This is a genomic window from Arthrobacter sp. AL05 (assembly GCF_029960715.1).
Classification (GTDB): Bacteria; Actinomycetota; Actinomycetes; order Actinomycetales; family Micrococcaceae; genus Arthrobacter.
Window position 1 is genome coordinate 68,685 of sequence record NZ_JASBRC010000009.1, and the last position, 17,578, is coordinate 86,262.

Genomic DNA, 17,578 nt, shown 5'->3' on the forward strand with positions numbered 1-17,578 from the left:
TCCCCGCCGAAGGAGAGAAGAAGACTAGAAGTCCCAGTCGTCATCCTCGGTATTAACAGCCTTGCCGATCACGTAGCTCGAACCGGACCCCGAGAAGAAGTCGTGGTTCTCGTCAGCGTTCGGCGACAGGGCCGAGAGGATCGCCGGGTTCACGTCCGTGACGGAGGCCGGGAACATGGCCTCGTAGCCCAGGTTCATCAGGGCCTTGTTGGCGTTGTAGTGCAGGAACTTCTTGACGTCCTCGGCCAGGCCGACGGAGTCGTAGAGGTCGTGCGTGTACTGGACCTCGTTCTCGTACAGCTCGAAAAGCAGCTCGAACGTGTAGTCCTTGATCTCCTGCTTGCGCTCCTCGGACAGGCCCTCCAGGCCCTTCTGGAACTTGTAGCCGATGTAGTAGCCGTGCACGGCCTCATCGCGGATGATCAGGCGGATCAGGTCAGCGGTGTTCGTCAGCTTGGCCCGCGAGGACCAGTACATCGGCAGGTAGAAGCCGGAGTAGAACAGGAAGCTCTCCAGCAGCGTCGAGGCCACCTTGCGCTTCAGGGGATCGTCGCCCTGGTAGTAGTCCATGACGATCTGCGCCTTCTTCTGCAGATTCGCATTCTCGGTGGACCAGCGGAACGCCTCGTCGATCTCCTTGGTGGAGGCCAGCGTGGAAAAAATGGAGGAGTAGCTCTTGGCGTGCACGGACTCCATGAAGGCGATGTTCGTGTAGACGGCCTCTTCATGCGGGGTGATCGCGTCCGGAATCAGCGAGACGGCGCCGACGGTGCCCTGGATGGTGTCCAGCAGGGTCAGGCCGGTGAACACGCGCATGGTGAGCTGCTGCTCGTCGGGCGTCAGCGTCGCCCACGACTGCACGTCGTTAGACAGCGGGATCTTCTCCGGAAGCCAGAAGTTGTTGACCAGGCGGTTCCAGACGTCAACGTCCTTCTCGTCTTGGATGCGGTTCCAGTTGATCGCATCAACATGGGTGAGAAGCTTTACTTTTGCTGTCATGACTCCGACTCGCTTTCTGCAGAGAAACTGGGTTTGGCTGAGTCCTCGATGCAATAGCTGCACTCGGCGTTCTCGATGCCTTTGTTGGTGTGATGTCTGGTGTGTGCGCTGCGCTGGCTGGCAGGCTTGGGCTTGCCTTTTTGAGCGGCTGACAGCTTCGCCCGGGTTTCCGCGCTTAGCTTCTTGCCAAAGTTAGGATTCCCCGGCCCCTTCCTGGCGTCGGAAAGAGCCCTCCGTGATTCCTCACTCATCGTATGGCCAAAGCCCGGGTGCTCCGCTCCGAACTTACCAAAGTTGGGATTGTCCGCACCGGAGTAGGTTCCCTTGCGGTCCTGAGACCACTTCCCGCGTTGCTCCAGGCTGTGCCTGCCACCGTAGAAGGGGTTCTCCGGCCCGGGCCGGAGAACCCCTTTCCGACCCGTGCCACGGATACTTGCGGCTTCCCGCATCTCCTCAGTCCACACAACTCCCGTGGGACCCAGACCGCCGTCGGAGAGATTCAGGAGACGGTCTCCCTCACGCCGCAGATAACTGATCCACTCGATCTCGGCCCGGCCGAGCTCCGGCAGGCCTTCAATCCAGTCCAATTCATCTGCAATGAGATCAGCCGGATCATGCTTTCGGAGCCAATCGTAGAAGGGCGTCTTTCGCCCTTCAGCGGCAACGCGCAGGTGCTGATGGAAACGACGACTGGCCGTCTTAGTCGTGATACCGACATAGCGGTACTCGACCTCCCGCCTAAGCCGGATGCCGTAGACCAAGCCGCCCGTCGCCGTCGTCGGTTCCATCATTTCATCCCTAAAGCAAATCAACCTATTTCAGTTGATTACAACATACACGAGACACAATTTTCCACCTCAGTCCCTTCCAGCGCGAGCTGGCGGAGACGGATGTAGTAGATGGTCTTGATGCCCTTCTTCCAGGCGTAGATCTGGGCCCGGTTGATGTCGCGCGTGGTGGCGGTGTCCTTGAAGAACAGCGTCAGGGACAGGCCCTGGTCCACGTGCTGCGTGGCAGCGGCGTAGGTGTCGATGACCTTCTCGTAGCCGATCTCATACGCGTCCTGGTAGTACTCCAGGTTGTCGTTCGTCAGGTACGGCGCCGGGTAGTACACGCGGCCCAGCTTGCCTTCCTTGCGGATCTCGATCTTGGACGCCACCGGGTGGATCGAGGAGGTGGAGTTGTTGATGTAGGAGATCGAGCCGGTCGGCGGGACAGCCTGCAGGTTCTGGTTGTAGATGCCGTGCTCCATGACGGACGCCTTCAGCTCGCGCCAGTCATCCTGGGTGGGGATGTGGATGTTCTGGAACAGCTCGGCAACCTTGGCCGTCTGCGGGACCCATTCCTGGTTCGTGTACTTGTCGAAGAACTCACCTGTTGCGTACTTGGACTTCTCGAAGCCGCCGAAGGTCTGGCCGGTCTGGATGGCCAGCCGGTTGGAGGCCCGGACGGCGTGGAACACCACCGAGTAGAAGTAGATGTTGGTGAAGTCGATGCCCTCTTCGGAGCCGTAGTGGACCCGCTCGCGGGCCAGGTATCCGTGCAGGTTCATCTGGCCCAGGCCAATTGCGTGGCTCTGGTCGTTGCCGCGGGCGATCGAGGGGACCGAGGTGATGTTGGACATGTCCGAGACGGCCGAGAGGGACCGGATGGCCGTTTCGATGGTCAGGCCGAAGTCCGGCGAATCCATGGCCTTGGCGATGTTCAGCGAACCCAGGTTGCAGGAAATGTCCTTGCCGGTGGTCTCGTAGGACAGGTCGTCGTTGTACGTGGTGGGCTGGGAGACCTGGAGGATCTCCGAGCACAGGTTGGACATGATGATCTTGCCGTCAATCGGGTTTTCCCGGTTCACGGTGTCCTCGAACATGATGTACGGGTAACCGGATTCGAACTGGATCTCGGCGAGGGTCTGGAAGAACTCGCGCGCCTTGATCTTGGTCTTTTTGATCCGGGAATCGTCAACCATCTCGTAGTACTTCTCGGTGACCGAGACGTCGGAGAACGGCATGCCGTAGACGCGTTCGACGTCGTACGGCGAGAACAGGTACATGTCCTCGTCCTTCTTGGCCAGCTCGAAGGTGATGTCCGGGATCACGACGCCGAGCGAGAGGGTCTTGATCCGGATCTTCTCATCCGCATTCTCCCGTTTGGTGTCCAGGAAACGGTAGATGTCCGGGTGGTGGGCGTGCAGGTACACCGCGCCGGCACCCTGGCGGGCACCGAGCTGGTTGGCGTAGGAGAAGCTGTCCTCGAGGAGCTTCATCACGGGGATGACGCCGGAGGACTGGTTCTCGATCTGCTTGATCGGCGCGCCGACCTCACGGATGTTGGTCAGCGCGAACGCCACGCCGCCACCGCGCTTGGAGAGCTGCAGGGCGGAGTTGATGGAACGGCCGATCGACTCCATGTTGTCTTCGATGCGGAGCAGGAAGCAGGAGACCAGCTCGCCGCGCTGGCGCTTGCCGGCGTTCAGGAACGTGGGGGTGGCCGGCTGGAAGCGGCCTTCGATGATTTCGTCGACCATCTGCAGCGCGAGCTGCTCGTCGCCGCGGGCCAGGTGCAGGGCCACCATGCAGACGCGGTCCTCGTAGCGCTCCAGAAAACGCTTTCCGTCGAACGTCTTGAGCGTGTAGGAGGTGTAGAACTTGAACGCGCCGAGGAAGGTCTCGAAGCGGAACTTCTTTTTGTACGCGCGGTTGTAGAGCTCGCGGATGAAGTTCATCGTGTACTGGTCGAGGGTTTCGCGCTCGTAGTACTCGTTCTTCACGAGGTAGTCGAGCTTTTCCTCAAGGTCGTGGAAGAAAACGGTGTTGTTGTTCACGTGCTGCAGGAAGTACTGGTGGGCAGCCTCGCGGTCGGCCTCGAACTGGATCTCCCCGTTCGGGCCGTAGAGGTTCAGCATCGCGTTGAGCTCGTGGTAGCCCAGGCCCTGGAAAGCGGCCGGCATGGCCGGCTTCTCGCCGGGAACGGTGTGCTTCTCGACGGCGGAGCTGGTCTTCTCGGCTGAGCCGAGGGAGCCCGGCCCGGTCACTTCGGTGTCTGCGACAGTCGTGTCCAAAATTCTTCCAATCCTTGGTGAACCCGGCTGACGTCTTCCGGCGTCCCCATAAGTTCAAATCGATATAAGTGCGGGACCTGGCATTTCGCGGCAATAATGTCGCCGGCCATGCAGTAGTTGTCCCCAAAGTTCGTGTTGCCTGCCCCGATCACGCCCCGGATTTCTTCCCGGTTGCGCGGATCGTTCAGGAAGCGGATGACCTGCTTCGGAACGGAACCTTCTCCCCCGGTGCCGCCGTAAGTCGGGAGCACCAATACAAAGGGCTCGGTGGCCACCAGCGCCGGTTCCCGCCCATGGAGCGGAATCCGGGCGGCGTCGATGCCCAGCTTCCCGACGAAGCGGGCGGTGTTTTCCGAACTGGAGGAGAAGTAGATGAGGTGACTGGCAGTGCTCCGGACCGTAGCCGGGTTCCGGTCGTCTGCCGCCGGCGAAGTGTGGGCCGTTGCCGTTGCCACTGGTGCCATGGGTGTCACCTCATCGAACGTGATTTCGTGTCAAGCGTTTTAGGCGACGGCGACGGCGTACGCCTGCGCCAGTTCTTCGATCTTGTCGGGGCGGAAACCGGACCAGTGGTCCTGGTCCGTGACGACAACCGGGGCCTGCATGTAGCCGAGGCCTTTCAGGCGCTCGAGGGCATCCGCATCCTGGGAGATGTCGACGCTCTGGTAGGTGATGCCCTTCTTATCCAGCGCGCGGTATGTCGCGTTGCACTGAACACAGGCCGGTTTCGTGTAAACCGTAACGGTCATGGTCCCTGTCCCCTTTGTTGAAGTCTTTGGTACTGCGTAATCCACGGCGAACTGCGTGCTGCGCAGAGGCTGTTGCTGGTGAGCTGAGGCTCTGGTGCCAGTGGTCCGGGCGGGCCGGTCCGGGACAGGAATCCTGATCCGTTACTGGTCTTGCCTGGCGAGCACTGCTGCTCCGCTGGAACTGTATGTCGATACTACATGTTGTGCAAGAGCCCGATGTGGACCCCAAGATGATGTATTACAAGTATGTCATTTAATGCACCATCAGTCCACAGGCAGGGTGGCTCAAAATGTCCGGAATTCCGCCGTTTTGACGGACGAAATCCACAGGCTGTGGAGTACCTTTGCACAATTAACTCCCTGCGTGTCGTGGGGTGGACGGCGTGTCGCGGGAGCCGGGAACCGGGTCCCGGCGTGGCGTTAAGCACCCGGCGTGGTGTCCGGAAACACGAAGAAGGCGGACACCCCCCGGGTGCCCGCCTTCGCCGGCGTGCGGCGACTCAAAGTTGCTGTTACCTGCCGGTCTCCGGCCTGCTGCAGAGAATCTGCTCCACGCCCATCCGGCGTTCGGCAAAGCTGCGCAGCGCGCCGACCAGGTACAGCCGCCAGACCCGGGCGACTTCCGCCCCCATCATTTCGACGGCGGCCGCGTGGTTCTCCTCGAACCGCGCGTACCAGGCCTCGAGGGTCCGGACATAGTCACGGCGCATGCCCTGCACGCCCTCGACCTCCAGGCCAGCGTCTTCCAGGAAGCCCAGCGTGTCCCCGACCGGACGCATGTGCATGTCCGGGGCAATAAAGGACTCGATAAAAGGACCCCCGCCGGGATGCTTGCCCCGCCGGGACATTTGCTGGACCAGCACCCGGCCACCAGGGGCGAGGTTATTAAACAGGGCGGCGGCGTAGACGGGGTAATTCTGCTGGCCAACGTGTTCGCCCATTTCCAGGGAGGCGACGGCGTCGAACGGTCCGTCCGGGATTTCCCGGTAATCCTGGACCCGGATCTCAACGCGCCCCTCAAGGCCGCGTTCCTTGATCCGGGCGTCGATGAACGCCTTCTGCTGCACGGAGAGGGTGACGCCGACGACGTCGACGCCGTAGTACTGCGCCGCATGCAGGCTCAGCGAGCCCCAGCCGCAGCCAACGTCCAGCATCCGCATCCCCGCCTTGAGCCCGATCTTGCGGCAGACCAGGTCCAGCTTGTCCCGCTGGGCGTCTTCCAGCCCGTAGTTCGGGGACGAACTGCCGTCCGCTGCCCGATCCGTCCAGTAGCCGCTGGAGTAGGCCATCTGCGGGTCCAGGATCAGCGCATAGAAATCGTTGCTGAGGTCGTAGTGGTGGCTGATCGCGGCACGGTCCCGGAGGAGGCTGTGCAGCCGTCCCTTGACCCTGGCCTGGCTGGCCGGCGGCGGCGGCGGCGCGCCGAGAGCCCCGGCGGCGCGGGCAATCCGTGCGACGCCGGCCAGCACCGCCGGCGTGGGGCGGATACCGGCGAGGCCCCGGTCCCGTACCACCTTCCAGAGGTGCTCGAGGGTGCTGTTCAGGTCGTCGTCGAGATCCAGCTCACCGGTGACATATGCCTGCGCGGCGCCCAGCTCCCCCGGCGCCCAGAGCAGGCGCCGGATGGCATCCGGGGAGTTGAGCCGGACCACCGGGGCGCCGGCCGGACCGGCCTCGCTGCCGTCCCAGGCGACGAGCCGGACGGGGAGCTCCCCGCCGGCAAGCGGCCGCAGGACCTCCTCGACCATTGTGGCCAGCGGCGCCGTCATTCGGCGGATCCGTTGTTCGACTCGCCCACTGTCCGACGGTCCAGCACGATCTGCTGCACGTCGAGGTAGCCGGTTTCGAAGCCTGCCCGGGAGTAGCAGAGGTAGAACAGCCACATACGCTGGAAGATCTCATCGAAGCCCAGCGCCCGGACCTCGGCGGAGCGGGCCATAAAGCGCTCTTCCCAGAGCCTGAGCGACTGGGCGTAGTGCTCCCCCATGGCCAGGCGTTCGCGCACGCGCAGTCCCGTCTGCTTGGCCGTGGTGTCCTCGATGGCGCGCACCGAGGGAATGACGCCGCCGGGGAAGATGTACTTGTGCACCCAGGTGTAGCTGGTGCGGGTGGCCATCAGCCGGTCGTGGGCGATGGTGATGGCCTGGATGGCGACCTTTCCGCCCGGGGCCAGGAGACGCTCGATCGTCTGAAAATACGTAGCCCAGTATTCGAAGCCCACGGCTTCGATCATCTCCACGGAGACGACGGCGTCGTACTCGCCTTCAACCGCGCGGTAGTCCTTCAGTTCGATTGTGACGGCGTCGGCGTACCCCGCGTCGGCGACCCGCTTGCGGGCAAGTTCCTGCTGCTCGCTGGAGAGGGTGACGGAGTAAACGGTGGCCCCGCGCTGTGCTGCCCGGAGGGCGAGCTCGCCCCAGCCGGTGCCGATTTCCAGCACCCGGGTGCCCGCCCCGACGCCGGCCTTGTCCAGCAGGCGGTCGATCTTGGCCTGCTGCGCCGCGGCAAAACCGTCCCAGGCCACGCTCTTGAGGGCCTCGCCGGTCTCCGGGAACAGCGCACTGGAGTAGGTCATGGTCTCGTCCAGGAACGTGGAAAACAGTTCGTTGGAAAGGTCATAGTGCCGGGAGATGTTCGAGCGGGTGTTCTGCTCGGTGTTGCGTTCCTTGCGCGGCTGGCGCGGCAGGTAGAACGCACGCAGTTTCTGCAGCGGCTCCGGCACGAGGGTCCCGACGCGGGCGGCAAAAACCTCCATCACGGCTGTCAGGTTGTCAGCGTCCCAATCGCCGGCCATAAAGGACTCGCCCAGGCCGATCAATCCGCCGTCGCCGAGCCGGGCCGCAAAGGCCTGGGGACGGTTCATGGTCATAACCGGGTAGCGGTGGCCCGGCGTGGCTGCCTTGCCCAGGACGGTCCCGTCCGGGTAGCGGACCTCCAGCGGGAGCCGGCGGACCGCGGCTTTGAAGATGGCGTCAGCAGCACGGCCGGCCAGCCGCGCCTTCAGGCTTGAGGGGACTGTGGCGATGCTGGGCCAGATGGCGGCGTCAACCACCGCCGGAGGCTGCGGAACGGTGTAAGGGGCTGCGGCCTCATTCTCGCGGCGCGCCGCGCCCGATCCGGTCGCTTCGGTCATTGTCACTGTACTGCCTCCTGGGAAGGGTGGTGCGGTCGTTTGATAAGGGGCAGCCGGCGTGCCCACAGTTTGATTCCCTGCCAGCGGATCTGCGCCGAGACGCGCAGCGGCGCAAGCGGGACGGCGAGCGCCGTGGCGAGGATAGTCCGCACCGTGGCGTCGTGCCGTTCACCGTCCATGCTGGCGATAAAAGGCCGGTGCCCTTCGCGTTCCAGCACTATCGAGACGGCGAGCCGTGCGCCGGGTTCCGGCAGTTTCATCCGGTACTCGCCGTCGACGTCGTTGAACGGTGAAACGTAAAAGGCCTTCGGCACGCTGGCCCGGCCGGCGTCGTCCGTCTCCAGCAGGTAGCAGTGCCGTTCACCGTAGGTGTTATGGACCTCCGCCACAACGCAGCGCAGTTCCCCGGCAGCGTCGTGGCACCAGAACAGGCTCAGCGGATTAAACACGTGCCCGAATACCCGGGCACTGGCAAGCATCGTGATCCGGCCGCCGCCCAGAATGATCCCGCGGGTGGCCAGGAACGCCTCCACGTTCCCGCGCAGCGTGCCCTCCGGGTCACCCAGATGGTCCGCGACACGAAAATCGGCCAGCGGACGCAGCAGCCGGGGCACCCTGGGCAGCCGGTCGACGTCGACATACCAGCTGTAGCTGCGGTACGTGAAAGCGTTCTTCAGCGGGGTGCGCCGCACATGCGCAATCGAGGTGCGGTAGATGGCCGCCGCGGCGCTCATAAGCCCTCCGCGGCGGCGCTTTGCAGGTCCGGATCGATCGCGACGGCGCGGTACTCCGCGTTCAGGGCCACGGCTGGGACGTCCCAGCTGCGACCGAGCCGTTCCGCGGCCCGGACCCCGGAAAGGGCGCCGTCTTCGTGGAATCCCCAGCCGTGGTAGGCCCCGGCGAAGGCCAGCCGCGCGTCCCCGAGGGCCAGGATCTGCCGCTGGGCCCGGAGCGATTCGGGTGTGTACTGCGGGTGCTCGTAGACCATCCGGTCAAGCACCGTATGGTCGGCAATCAGCTCGGACTCGCCGAGGCTGACGATGTAGCGTCCGCCGTCGGCGGTGTCCAGCCGCTGCAGCCGGGTCATGTCGTAGCTGACCAGGACCTTGTCCGGGCGGGCGTCACAGGCGGGCAGCCGGTAGTTCCAGGACGCCTTGGCATTGTCACTGGCGGGCAGCACGGCGGCGTCGCGGTGGAAGACGGTGTGGTTGACCGAGTACGGCATGCCGCCGAGCGCGGCCTGCTCCGCGGGCGAGGCGTCGGTGAGCATGCCCAGCGCCTGGGCCGGGTGGGTGGCGATCACCACGGCGTCGAAGTTTTCGGTGCGGAAGCCGGCGTCGGCGTTTCCGGTCGTTAGTTCCACGCCGTCCGCGTGCCGGCGCACGCCGGTGACCGGGCTGGCGAGCCGGATATCGTCAAGCGTGGCCGCAAGCTTGTCCACGTAGGAGCGTGAGCCGCCGGTGACGGTGCGCCACTGCGGTGAACCGGATACTCCGAGCAGGCCGTGGTGGCCGAGGAAGGTAAAGAGGTAGCGGGCCGGGTACGCGAGCGCCGTGGCCGGGTCGCAGGACCAGACGGCGCTCACGATCGGGGTCATAAAGTGCGAGATGAAGTAGCGGCTGAACTTCTCCCGGGCCAGGAACTCCGCCAGCGTGATGTCGGTACCGGCCGGATCCGTCTCGGCGAGCAGGGCGCGGGCCTTCCGGTAGAAGCGCATCACCTCCAGCAGCATCAGCAGGTATCGTCCGCGCAGCAAGGTGGCAGGCCCCGGAAGGATCCCGCGGCCCTTGGCCCGGGCACCGGCGTATTCCAGACCGCAGCCGTCGCAGCGGACGGACATGGACATTTCGGAGTCCTGGGTTTCAACGCCCAGCTCCGCGAAGAGCCGGAGCAACGTGGGGTAGGTGCGTTCGTTGTGAACGATAAAGCCGGTGTCGATGCCCAGCACCGGCCCACCGTCCTGCGGCACGTCGTGGGTGTGGGCGTGGCCGCCCAGCCGGGAATCGGCTTCGAAGACGGTGACAGAGTCCTCACGGTTCAGGACGTACGCGGCGGTCAGCCCCGCCACGCCGCTGCCAATCACGGCGATCCGCCGGCCTTGCGGAATCCCTGCTGCATCTGACACTGATTTGCTCCTGTTGGCTGCTCTATCCATTGCCTGGATCGTCCTGGTTAAACTTCTTACGGGCAATTCGTCGCCGAGGCGCCCGCGGATGTGTGCGGTTCCCCAGCTTTCTGCTTGAAACCAATGTGCCAGAATGAAGCGGGATTGCGGTCCCGCCTCACCGGAATCCGAGAAGGGCACCCCTTGATTAACCCCGTCCATCTGCGGACACTGGTCGAAGTGACCCGGCTCGGGTCCTTCGCGGCCGCCGCCACGCGCCTCGGGTACACGGCGTCGGCCGTTTCCCAGCAGATGTCCGCCCTGGAGCGTGACACCGGCGTCGAACTGTTCCAGCGCTCGGCCCGCAGCATCCACCCCACCGAGGCCGCCCAGGTTATGACCCGGCACGCGGCCAAGGTGCTCACCGACATCGAGGCGCTGATGGCGGCGGCCTCCCGCACCGGTGACACCACCCGGCAGGAACTCCGGCTGGGCATCTTCCCCAGCCTGGCCACCTATGTGCTGCCCCGGATCCTGGCGAACCCGGCCTGGAAGAAGCTTGGCATCGACCTGCGGGTCTCCGTCGCTGAGCCGGCCCAGACCATCCAGGGCCTGCGCACCGGCGGCGAACTCGACGTCGCCTTGGTGTACCAGGTGGGGCAGTCGGGCCTCGCCTGGCCGCACACCGTCAACCGGCAGTGGATCGGCGATGACAACTTCCGGGTGGTGCTGCCGGCCGCCTGGGGCATCGGCACGGATTCGAAGATCGCGGCCGACCACCTCTCGGACATGCCCTGGATTGTGCATCATCCCGGCACATCCGACGCCACGGTGATCGAGCGCCTCTTCGCCAGCTGCAACCTGCACCCCCGGGTGGTGGCGTACAGCGATGACTTCCATGCCAGCCTGGAAATGGCCGCGGCCGGGCTGGGGGCTGCGCTGGTTCCCGAACTGGCCCTGCTGCACCGCCCGGCCGGTGTGGTGGTGCTGGACGTTCCGGAGATCCGGCTGGCCCGCAACGTTTTTGCCCTGCTGATCAATGAAAAGCAGACAGCCCAGGTGCAGCTGTTTGTCGAGCTATTGGGCGAAACGTTCAATTCACCGTCCGTCCAGCGTGCCGTCACCGGCAACGGGTGAGTCAGTTCTTGCGGAACCGCTTGCCAACGGGTGCCACCAGCGTGCTGACGACCCAGCGTTTGGTTTTGTTGTAGGGCGGATAAATCAGTTCCAGCGTGTCCGGCCGCAGCGGCTTGGCCAGGGTTGCCCGCTCGTGTGAAAAGGTCCGCAGTGAATACTCCCCGTGATACGCGCCCATTTCGCTGGCGCCGACGCCGCCGAACGGCAGCCCCGGAACCATCAGGTGCGCCGCGGGGACGTCGAAGCACAGCGCTCCCGACGATGTCTGGTCCGCGAATGCCCGGCGGGTGCCCTCGTCGCCGCTGAACACGTACAGCGCCAGCGGCTTGGCGCCGTCGTTGATTCTCCGGATGGCTTCCTCCCGCCCGGCGACGGGAACCAGCGGCAGCAGCGGACCGAAGATCTCCTCCCCCATCAGGGCGTCCCCGGGAGCGGGCCGAAGCAGGGTCGGGGCGAAGTACCGGGTCGCGGCGTTCCGTTGGCCGCCGTGGACGACTGTGCTGCCGTCGGCGAGGGCCGCGAGGCGCGCGAAGTGCTGATCGTTGACGATCCGGCCGTAGGAGTCGCTGCGGGAAGCATCCGGCCCGAAGAGCTCGCCGATTGCCTTAACCAGCTCTCGCTCCAGCGGCACCAACACGTCCTTGGTGGCCAGGACATAGTCGGGCGCCACACAGGTCTGCCCGGCATTTATGAACTTCCCCCAGGCGATCCGCTTGGCTGCCCCGGCCAGGTCCGTGGAGGCGTCCACATAGGCCGGTGACTTGCCGCCGAGCTCCAGGGTTACCGGTGTCAGGTTCTCCGCCGCCGCGCGCAGCACCACTTTGGCGGCCGTTTCCCCGCCGGTGAAGAAGATATGGTCAACCTCCGCAGCCAACAGCGCAGTGGTTTCCGGGATTCCGCCTTCCACCACCTGCACCGCCCCGGCCAAATATTCGGGAATCCACCGGGCCAGGGCCGCCGAGGTCGCGGGCGCGTGCTCGCTGGGTTTCAGCACGGCTGTGTTGCCGGCGGCGAGCGCACCGGCCAGCGGCGCCAGCAGCAACTGCAGCGGGTAGTTCCAGGGCCCGATCACCAGCACCACGCCGAGCGGGGTCAGCTCGGTCCAGGCTTTGGCGGGCCGGACCGCAAGCGGCACGGCGACGGCACGCGGCCGCAGCCATCCTTTGAGGTTTTTTTCCAGATGCGCGGCTTCTGCTGTGACAAATCCGACTTCCGCCAGCAGCGACTCGGTCGCGTGTTTGCCCAGATCGCTGCCCAGCGCTTCGGCAAAATCGTCGCTGTGATCGGCCAGCATCCGGCGCAATCCGGCGAGCCTTTCAAGCCGCCAGGCCAACGGACGCGTGGCTCCGCTGTCAAAAATTTCACGGGCGCGGGCGACGGCGGCGGCTGCGGGTTGCATGTCATAAATGTACCCGGACGTTGCCGCCGGCAACGGTGTCCGCACCCTGGCTGCCAGGAATCCCTGCTCCCAGCCGGCTCTCAGGCAGTTAGGCTAGAAGGATGGCCGAAAATACTAGACCCCGAATCGTAGAACGGTGGGTCTTCTGGCCCGCTGCAGTGCTGGTGACCGTTTTCGCGGCATTTGCACTGCTGGCTCCCAAGACCGCCGAAGCAATGTTCAGCACCATCCAGTCAAACATCGTGAACTCCTTCAACTGGTACTACGTCCTGATTACCAGCTTCTTTGTTGCCTTTAGCCTCTTCCTTGGCTTCAGCCGTTTTGGCGACATCAAGCTCGGCCACGACGACGACGAACCCGAGTTTTCCCTGCTGGCCTGGTTTGCGCTTCTGTTCGCAGCCGGCATGGGCATCGGCCTGGTTTTTTATGGTGTCAGCGAACCGCTGAGCCACTTCGCCAATCCCCGGCCCGGGGTGAGCGGTACCCCCTCGGAACTGGCCCAGCAAGCGCTCAGCCAGACGTACCTGCATTGGGGGGTCCACGCCTGGTCCATCTACGTGGTGATCGGACTTGCCCTCGCCTACGCGATCCACCGCCGCAAACGGCCCGTGTCCATCCGCTGGGCCCTTGAACCGCTGCTGGGCAAGCGGGTGCAGGGTTCGTGGGGAAACGCCATCGACGTTGTCGCCTTGGTGGGCACCCTGTTCGGCGTGGCGACCTCCTTGGGCCTGGGTGTGCTGCAGATCAGCGCCGGGCTGGAAAGCATCAACCTGGTGGAAGCCAGCCGTGGCTCCGAAATCGTTATTATCATCATCATTTCCTTCTTCGTCCTGCTCTCCGTCCTCTCCGGACTGACCAAGGGCATGAAATGGCTCTCCAGCATCAACCTCGTGCTCGCCGGCCTGCTGGTGGTCTACCTGCTGGTCTTTGGCCCGTCGACCTTCCTGCTGCGCGAATTTGTCCAGTCCATGGGCGCCTACGTCCAGAACTTCGTTTCGCTCTCCTTTAACGTCAATGCCTTCACCGGTGCTGCCGGCGAAGCATGGCAAGCCTCCTGGACCTCGTTCTACTGGGGCTGGTGGATTTCCTGGGCCCCCTTTGTTGGTATTTTCATTGCCCGGATTTCCAAGGGCCGCACGGTCCGCCAGTTTGTTGCCGGCGTCATCCTGGTCCCGACCCTGATCGGCATCCTCTGGTTCAGCGTCCTTGGCGGCACAGCCCTCGCTGTCGAACTCGGCGGCAACGGCACACTCCTGGAATCCGACGGCAGTGTCAATGTCTCCAGCGCCCTGTTCAGCATGCTCGACTTCATCCCCGGCACTCCGGTCCTGACTGTGGGCGTCATCCTGCTGATCGCCATTTTCTTTATCACCTCCTCGGACTCCGGGGCCCTGGTGATGGGCATGATCGCCACCGGCGGCCAGGTCAACCCGAAGAAACGCATCAGGACCTTCTTTGTCCTGATCACCGCGGTCCTGGCCATCTCCCTGCTGATCTCCGGCGGGCTGGTGGCCCTGCAGACCGCGGCGATTATCATCGCGCTGCCTTTCAGCGTGGTGATGCTGCTGATTTGCTGGTCCACGTTCATCGCCTTCAGCCGTGAGCGCCGGGCCTACGACAGGGCCCGCCGCGCCCAACTGGTAGACCACATCGGTGACTTCTACGGCCTGGAAGTGGAAGAACTCGCCGAGAACGGGATCCTCGGCAATACACCGCGCTGGATGCAGCTGCTGCGCCGCCGCGGCGCCCCGGCCGGGACGGCAGTCCCGGCGGAAATCCTGCCAAGCCCCGAGCCATCCACCGCGGCCGTCGACACCCTGATGGCCGAGGCGCCGCAGCCACGGCACGCCTCGGAACGGGCCCTGGCGATCGAAAACGCCGAGTCCCATGACGTCCTGATCTCCGACGTTGACAACGTTGTGGAACACGATCCGTTTGTTTCCCGGGATGCCAAGGACATCCCGGACCGGGGCGATCAGGAACCCTCGCGCTGGTGATCCTGCGCTAAAAAGGCAGGGCGAACGCTGGAACGGAGCGGTATTCAGGGCTATGTTGAAAGTATGAGCAAGGTAGCCAGCCAGCATTTCGGAGAAGTCGAGCTCAACCACGGGAGAGACCATAATTTCTCCGCCAAGCATGATCTGGCGGGTCAAACCCTGGAGCTTGACTTAAATGTCCAAGCGCACGACCACTTCGATGAAGCGGCCCTGCGCAAGGTCGACTACCGCCTCCGGTTCCTGCCCGAGCTTGTGGACGAGGTCCGCGACATGATCGCCGAGGAACTCGATGAAGACGGAACCAGCCCGCAGGAATACCGCCATTTTCACTGCAACGCGATTAAGGCCGAACACCTGCAGAAGGTCTTTGGCATCACGGACAAGAGCCAGCTGACCAATGAGGTATTCCTCAAGGCCCTGAAACTGGGCCATGTGGGGATTTTCCCCGGCCAGCCGGAGCGCTACTTCGTCCTGGATTTCACCCTCGGAAACCATTTCACCGACGAAGTCCTGGTCGCTTCGGCGGACGAGGACGGCGTCGTGGATGATGAGATCCTCTGGGAGAGCTGACTTCACGGGCACAACTTCAAACGTACGACGCCGGCCGGTCACCTTTGCGGGGTGACCGGCCGGCGTCGTTCCTGGCGCTGGGCTAGTTGGCCGCCGCAAGCAGCCCGGCACGCACCGTGCGGGTGGCGGCGACGAGGTTGCGCAGGGATTCTTCGGTTTCGGCGTAGCCGCGGGTTTTCAGGCCGCAGTCCGGATTGACCCAGAGCTGGCGGGACGGGACGTGCCTGACGGCGGTGCTGAGCAGCTCGGTGACTTCCTGCTCGCCCGGGACGCGCGGCGAGTGGATGTCATACACCCCCGGGCCGACGCCGCGGCTGAAGCCATGGGACTGAAGATCATGCACAACCTCCATCCGGGACCGGGCGGCCTCGATCGAGGTGACGTCGGCGTCGAGGCCGTCGATCGCGTCGATGATGGCGCCAAACTCGGAGTAGCACAGGTGCGTGTGGATCTGGGTCGCATCCGCGGCGCCCGCGGTGGCGAGGCGGAAGGAGTTCACCGACCAGTCCAGGTACGCGGCCTGGTCCGCCGTGCGCAGCGGCAGGAGTTCGCGCAGGGCTGGCTCGTCCACCTGGATGACCTTGATGCCGGCAGCTTCGAGGTCCGTGATCTCATCGCGCAGGGCCAGCGCCACCTGGTTGGCGGTCTCGCCGAGCGGCTGGTCGTCGCGGACGAAGGACCAGGCGAGGATGGTGACCGGTCCGGTGAGCATCCCCTTCATCGGCTTGCCGGTGAGCGACTGCGCATAGCTGGCCCAGTCCACTGTGATCGGTGCACCGCGGGTGACATCGCCCCACAGGATGGACGGGCGCGTGCAGCGGGAGCCGTATGACTGGACCCAGCCGTGCACCGTGACGTCGAAGCCCTCGAGGTTTTCGGCGAAATACTGGACCATGTCGTTGCGCTCCGGCTCACCATGAACCAGGACGTCGAAACCGAGCTCTTCCTGCAGCTCCACAACACGCTTGATCTCATCCTTCATCAGCAGCCCGTACTGTTCTGCGCTGATCAAGCCCTTGTTGGCGCGGGCCCGGGCGGTGCGGATCTCACCGGTCTGCGGGAAGGAGCCGATGGTGGTGGTCGGCAGTGGGGGCAGGTGCAGCGCCGCAGACTGCGCGGCTTCGCGGACGGCGTAGGCGGAGCGGCTGAAGTCGGCCCCGGTCAGCGCGGCGGTGCGGTTCCGGACCTCGTCGCGGCGGACGCCCTTGGCTGCGGCACGGTCGGCGATGATGCGGGTGGCCGCCTCGATGGCGGGCCGGGCTGCTTCCGGCCCGGCCAGCCAACCGGCCAGGGTAACAACTTCGGTAGCCTTCTGGTCGGCGAAGGCGAGCCAGCTGCGCAGCTGCTCGGGGAGCTGGACTTCCTCGTCGACGTCGTGCGGAACGTGCGCGGTGGTGGTGGAGGTGCTGACGGCCAGCCGGGCGACGGACTTCCGGAGCTCGGTGAGCTTCCCGGCCGAGGCGGCAAGATCGTTGCGCCAAATGTTGTGGCCGTCCACAACGCCTGCGACGAGGGTTGTATTGCCCAGCGCGGCCAGGGCCGCCGCGGCGGGCACACCGCCCTTGTAGACGTCCAGGTGCAGGGCGTCGATGCCGGTGGCGGCGAGCGTGCCGAGCTGGCCGTCAAGCGCGCCGTAGGGGGTGGAGACGAACAGCCGGGGGCGGTTGGCGGCGGCGGCGAGCACCTCGTAGGAACGGGCTACGGCGGCCTGGATCTCTTCGGCGGGGGTGTCCTGGTCCACCACCAGGGCGGGCTCGTCGAGCTGGACCCAGCTGGCCCCGGCGGCGGCGAGCTTCTCCAGCAGGACTGTGTACACCGGCAGGACGTCCGCCAGGCGCGAGAGCGGGCTGAAGCCGGCGGGGGCGTCCCCGGAGGCCTTGCTCAGCAACAGGAAGGTGACCGGGCCGACGAGGTACGGCCGGGTCTCGACGCCGTTGGCCAAAGCGTAGGCGAATTCCTCAACGATGCGGCTGGAAGTCAGCGAGAAATCGGTTTCCGGGCCGATTTCCGGGACGAGGTAGTGGTAGTTGGTGTCGAACCACTTGGTCATTTCCAGTGGCTGCTGGTCTTTGGTGCCGCGGGCCAGGGTGAAGTAGCCGTCGATGCCGAGCTGGCCCCCGGCATCCAGGAGGTTACCGAAGCGGGCGGGCACCGCGCCGAGGTGGGCGGCGGCGTCGAGCACCTGGTCGTAGTAGGAGAAGGTGCCGGGCACTGCTGCCGCCTCGGTCAGGCCCAGGCCCTGCAGGCGCTTGGCGGTGCCGAGCTGGATCTCCTTGGCTGCGGCATCGAGGGCCGCGGCATCGATGCTGCCGGCCCAGTAAGCCTCGACGGCCTTCTTGAGTTCGCGGCGCCGGCCGATGCGCGGGTAGCCCAGGATCGAAGCGGACGGGAAGGGGGTGAGCGTGTCAGTCATGGGAAGTCCTAGAAGTTGG

Annotated in this window: 14 protein-coding genes; 3 read left to right on the forward strand and 11 right to left on the reverse strand. The window is 64.8% G+C overall.

Annotation, left to right across the window (positions count from 1 at the left end):
* Positions 1–24 precede the first annotated feature (24 nt).
* From nrdF to QK287_RS12330, 9 genes are all read right to left on the reverse strand, one after another.
* A complete protein-coding gene (gene nrdF / locus QK287_RS12290; protein WP_282360250.1) occupies positions 25–999 on the reverse strand; it encodes a class 1b ribonucleoside-diphosphate reductase subunit beta in 975 nt (324 codons plus the stop codon).
* Positions 996–1,790 (reverse strand): NUMOD3 domain-containing DNA-binding protein, encoded by a 795-nt coding sequence (locus QK287_RS12295; RefSeq protein ID WP_282360251.1) that lies wholly within the window; start codon positions 1,788–1,790, stop codon positions 996–998. The genes nrdF and QK287_RS12295 overlap by 4 nt, the downstream gene beginning before the upstream one ends.
* A gap of 35 nt (positions 1,791–1,825) precedes the next feature.
* Positions 1,826–3,946: a class 1b ribonucleoside-diphosphate reductase subunit alpha gene (nrdE, locus tag QK287_RS12300; protein ID WP_282360304.1), complete on the reverse strand. Its 2,121-nt coding sequence runs from the start codon at positions 3,944–3,946 to the stop codon at positions 1,826–1,828.
* Between the two features lie 80 nt (positions 3,947–4,026).
* Positions 4,027–4,521: a class Ib ribonucleoside-diphosphate reductase assembly flavoprotein NrdI gene (gene nrdI / locus QK287_RS12305; protein ID WP_282360252.1), complete on the reverse strand. Its 495-nt coding sequence runs from the start codon at positions 4,519–4,521 to the stop codon at positions 4,027–4,029.
* Positions 4,522–4,560: 39 nt separating this feature from the next.
* A complete protein-coding gene (nrdH, locus tag QK287_RS12310) occupies positions 4,561–4,806 on the reverse strand; it encodes a glutaredoxin-like protein NrdH (RefSeq protein WP_253032606.1) in 246 nt (81 codons plus the stop codon).
* A 512-nt stretch (positions 4,807–5,318) separates the two neighbouring features.
* On the reverse strand, positions 5,319–6,575 hold the full coding sequence (locus QK287_RS12315) for a cyclopropane-fatty-acyl-phospholipid synthase family protein (RefSeq protein ID WP_282360253.1): 1,257 nt from the start codon (positions 6,573–6,575) through the stop codon (positions 5,319–5,321).
* Entirely contained in the window at positions 6,572–7,945 is a 1,374-nt protein-coding gene (locus QK287_RS12320) for a cyclopropane-fatty-acyl-phospholipid synthase family protein (protein WP_226774551.1), read from the reverse strand. Before QK287_RS12320 ends, QK287_RS12315 begins: the two co-directional genes overlap by 4 nt.
* Positions 7,942–8,673 carry a DUF1365 domain-containing protein gene (locus tag QK287_RS12325; protein ID WP_282360254.1) on the reverse strand — a complete coding sequence of 244 codons (732 nt, stop codon included), beginning with the start codon at positions 8,671–8,673 and terminating at the stop codon, positions 7,942–7,944. Before QK287_RS12325 ends, QK287_RS12320 begins: the two co-directional genes overlap by 4 nt.
* Complete coding sequence (locus QK287_RS12330) at positions 8,670–10,064, reverse strand: FAD-dependent oxidoreductase (protein ID WP_282360255.1); 1,395 nt, start codon at positions 10,062–10,064, stop codon at positions 8,670–8,672. The genes QK287_RS12325 and QK287_RS12330 overlap by 4 nt, the downstream gene beginning before the upstream one ends.
* Positions 10,065–10,247: 183 nt before the next feature.
* Here QK287_RS12330 and QK287_RS12335 point away from each other — a divergent pair, with 183 nt between their 5' ends.
* Positions 10,248–11,180 carry a LysR family transcriptional regulator gene (locus QK287_RS12335; protein ID WP_226774554.1) on the forward strand — a complete coding sequence of 311 codons (933 nt, stop codon included), beginning with the start codon at positions 10,248–10,250 and terminating at the stop codon, positions 11,178–11,180.
* 1 nt (position 11,181) lies between these two features.
* Here the strand turns inward: QK287_RS12335 and QK287_RS12340 are convergent, their stop codons facing one another.
* Positions 11,182–12,579 (reverse strand): aldehyde dehydrogenase family protein, encoded by a 1,398-nt coding sequence (locus QK287_RS12340; protein ID WP_282360256.1) that lies wholly within the window; start codon positions 12,577–12,579, stop codon positions 11,182–11,184.
* 101 nt (positions 12,580–12,680) lie between these two features.
* Here QK287_RS12340 and QK287_RS12345 point away from each other — a divergent pair, with 101 nt between their 5' ends.
* Complete coding sequence (locus tag QK287_RS12345; protein WP_226774556.1) at positions 12,681–14,576, forward strand: BCCT family transporter; 1,896 nt, start codon at positions 12,681–12,683, stop codon at positions 14,574–14,576.
* Between the two features lie 63 nt (positions 14,577–14,639).
* Complete coding sequence (locus QK287_RS12350) at positions 14,640–15,146, forward strand: DUF2004 domain-containing protein (protein WP_226774557.1); 507 nt, start codon at positions 14,640–14,642, stop codon at positions 15,144–15,146.
* 82 nt (positions 15,147–15,228) lie between these two features.
* Here QK287_RS12350 and metE read toward each other — a convergent pair whose 3' ends face one another.
* Complete coding sequence (gene metE, locus QK287_RS12355; protein ID WP_282360257.1) at positions 15,229–17,559, reverse strand: 5-methyltetrahydropteroyltriglutamate--homocysteine S-methyltransferase; 2,331 nt, start codon at positions 17,557–17,559, stop codon at positions 15,229–15,231.
* Positions 17,560–17,578: the final 19 nt, after the last annotated feature.

What these genes read in the sequence shown, in the direction of transcription:
- QK287_RS12325 (WP_282360254.1), bottom strand. Translation starts at nt 8,673, where the DNA reads ATGAGCGCCGCGGCGGCCATCTACCGCACCTCGATTGCGCATGTGCGG.
- nrdE (WP_282360304.1), bottom strand. Translation starts at nt 3,946, where the DNA reads ATGCCGGCCGCTTTCCAGGGCCTGGGCTACCACGAGCTCAACGCGATG.
- QK287_RS12295 (WP_282360251.1), bottom strand. Translation starts at nt 1,790, where the DNA reads ATGATGGAACCGACGACGGCGACGGGCGGCTTGGTCTACGGCATCCGG.
- nrdF (WP_282360250.1), bottom strand. Translation starts at nt 999, where the DNA reads ATGACAGCAAAAGTAAAGCTTCTCACCCATGTTGATGCGATCAACTGG.
- QK287_RS12340 (WP_282360256.1), bottom strand. Translation starts at nt 12,579, where the DNA reads ATGCAACCCGCAGCCGCCGCCGTCGCCCGCGCCCGTGAAATTTTTGAC.
- metE (WP_282360257.1), bottom strand. Translation starts at nt 17,559, where the DNA reads ATGACTGACACGCTCACCCCCTTCCCGTCCGCTTCGATCCTGGGCTAC.
- nrdH (WP_253032606.1), bottom strand. Translation starts at nt 4,806, where the DNA reads ATGACCGTTACGGTTTACACGAAACCGGCCTGTGTTCAGTGCAACGCG.
- QK287_RS12350 (WP_226774557.1), top strand. Translation starts at nt 14,640, where the DNA reads ATGAGCAAGGTAGCCAGCCAGCATTTCGGAGAAGTCGAGCTCAACCAC.
- nrdI (WP_282360252.1), bottom strand. Translation starts at nt 4,521, where the DNA reads ATGGCACCAGTGGCAACGGCAACGGCCCACACTTCGCCGGCGGCAGAC.
- QK287_RS12345 (WP_226774556.1), top strand. Translation starts at nt 12,681, where the DNA reads ATGGCCGAAAATACTAGACCCCGAATCGTAGAACGGTGGGTCTTCTGG.
- QK287_RS12315 (WP_282360253.1), bottom strand. Translation starts at nt 6,575, where the DNA reads ATGACGGCGCCGCTGGCCACAATGGTCGAGGAGGTCCTGCGGCCGCTT.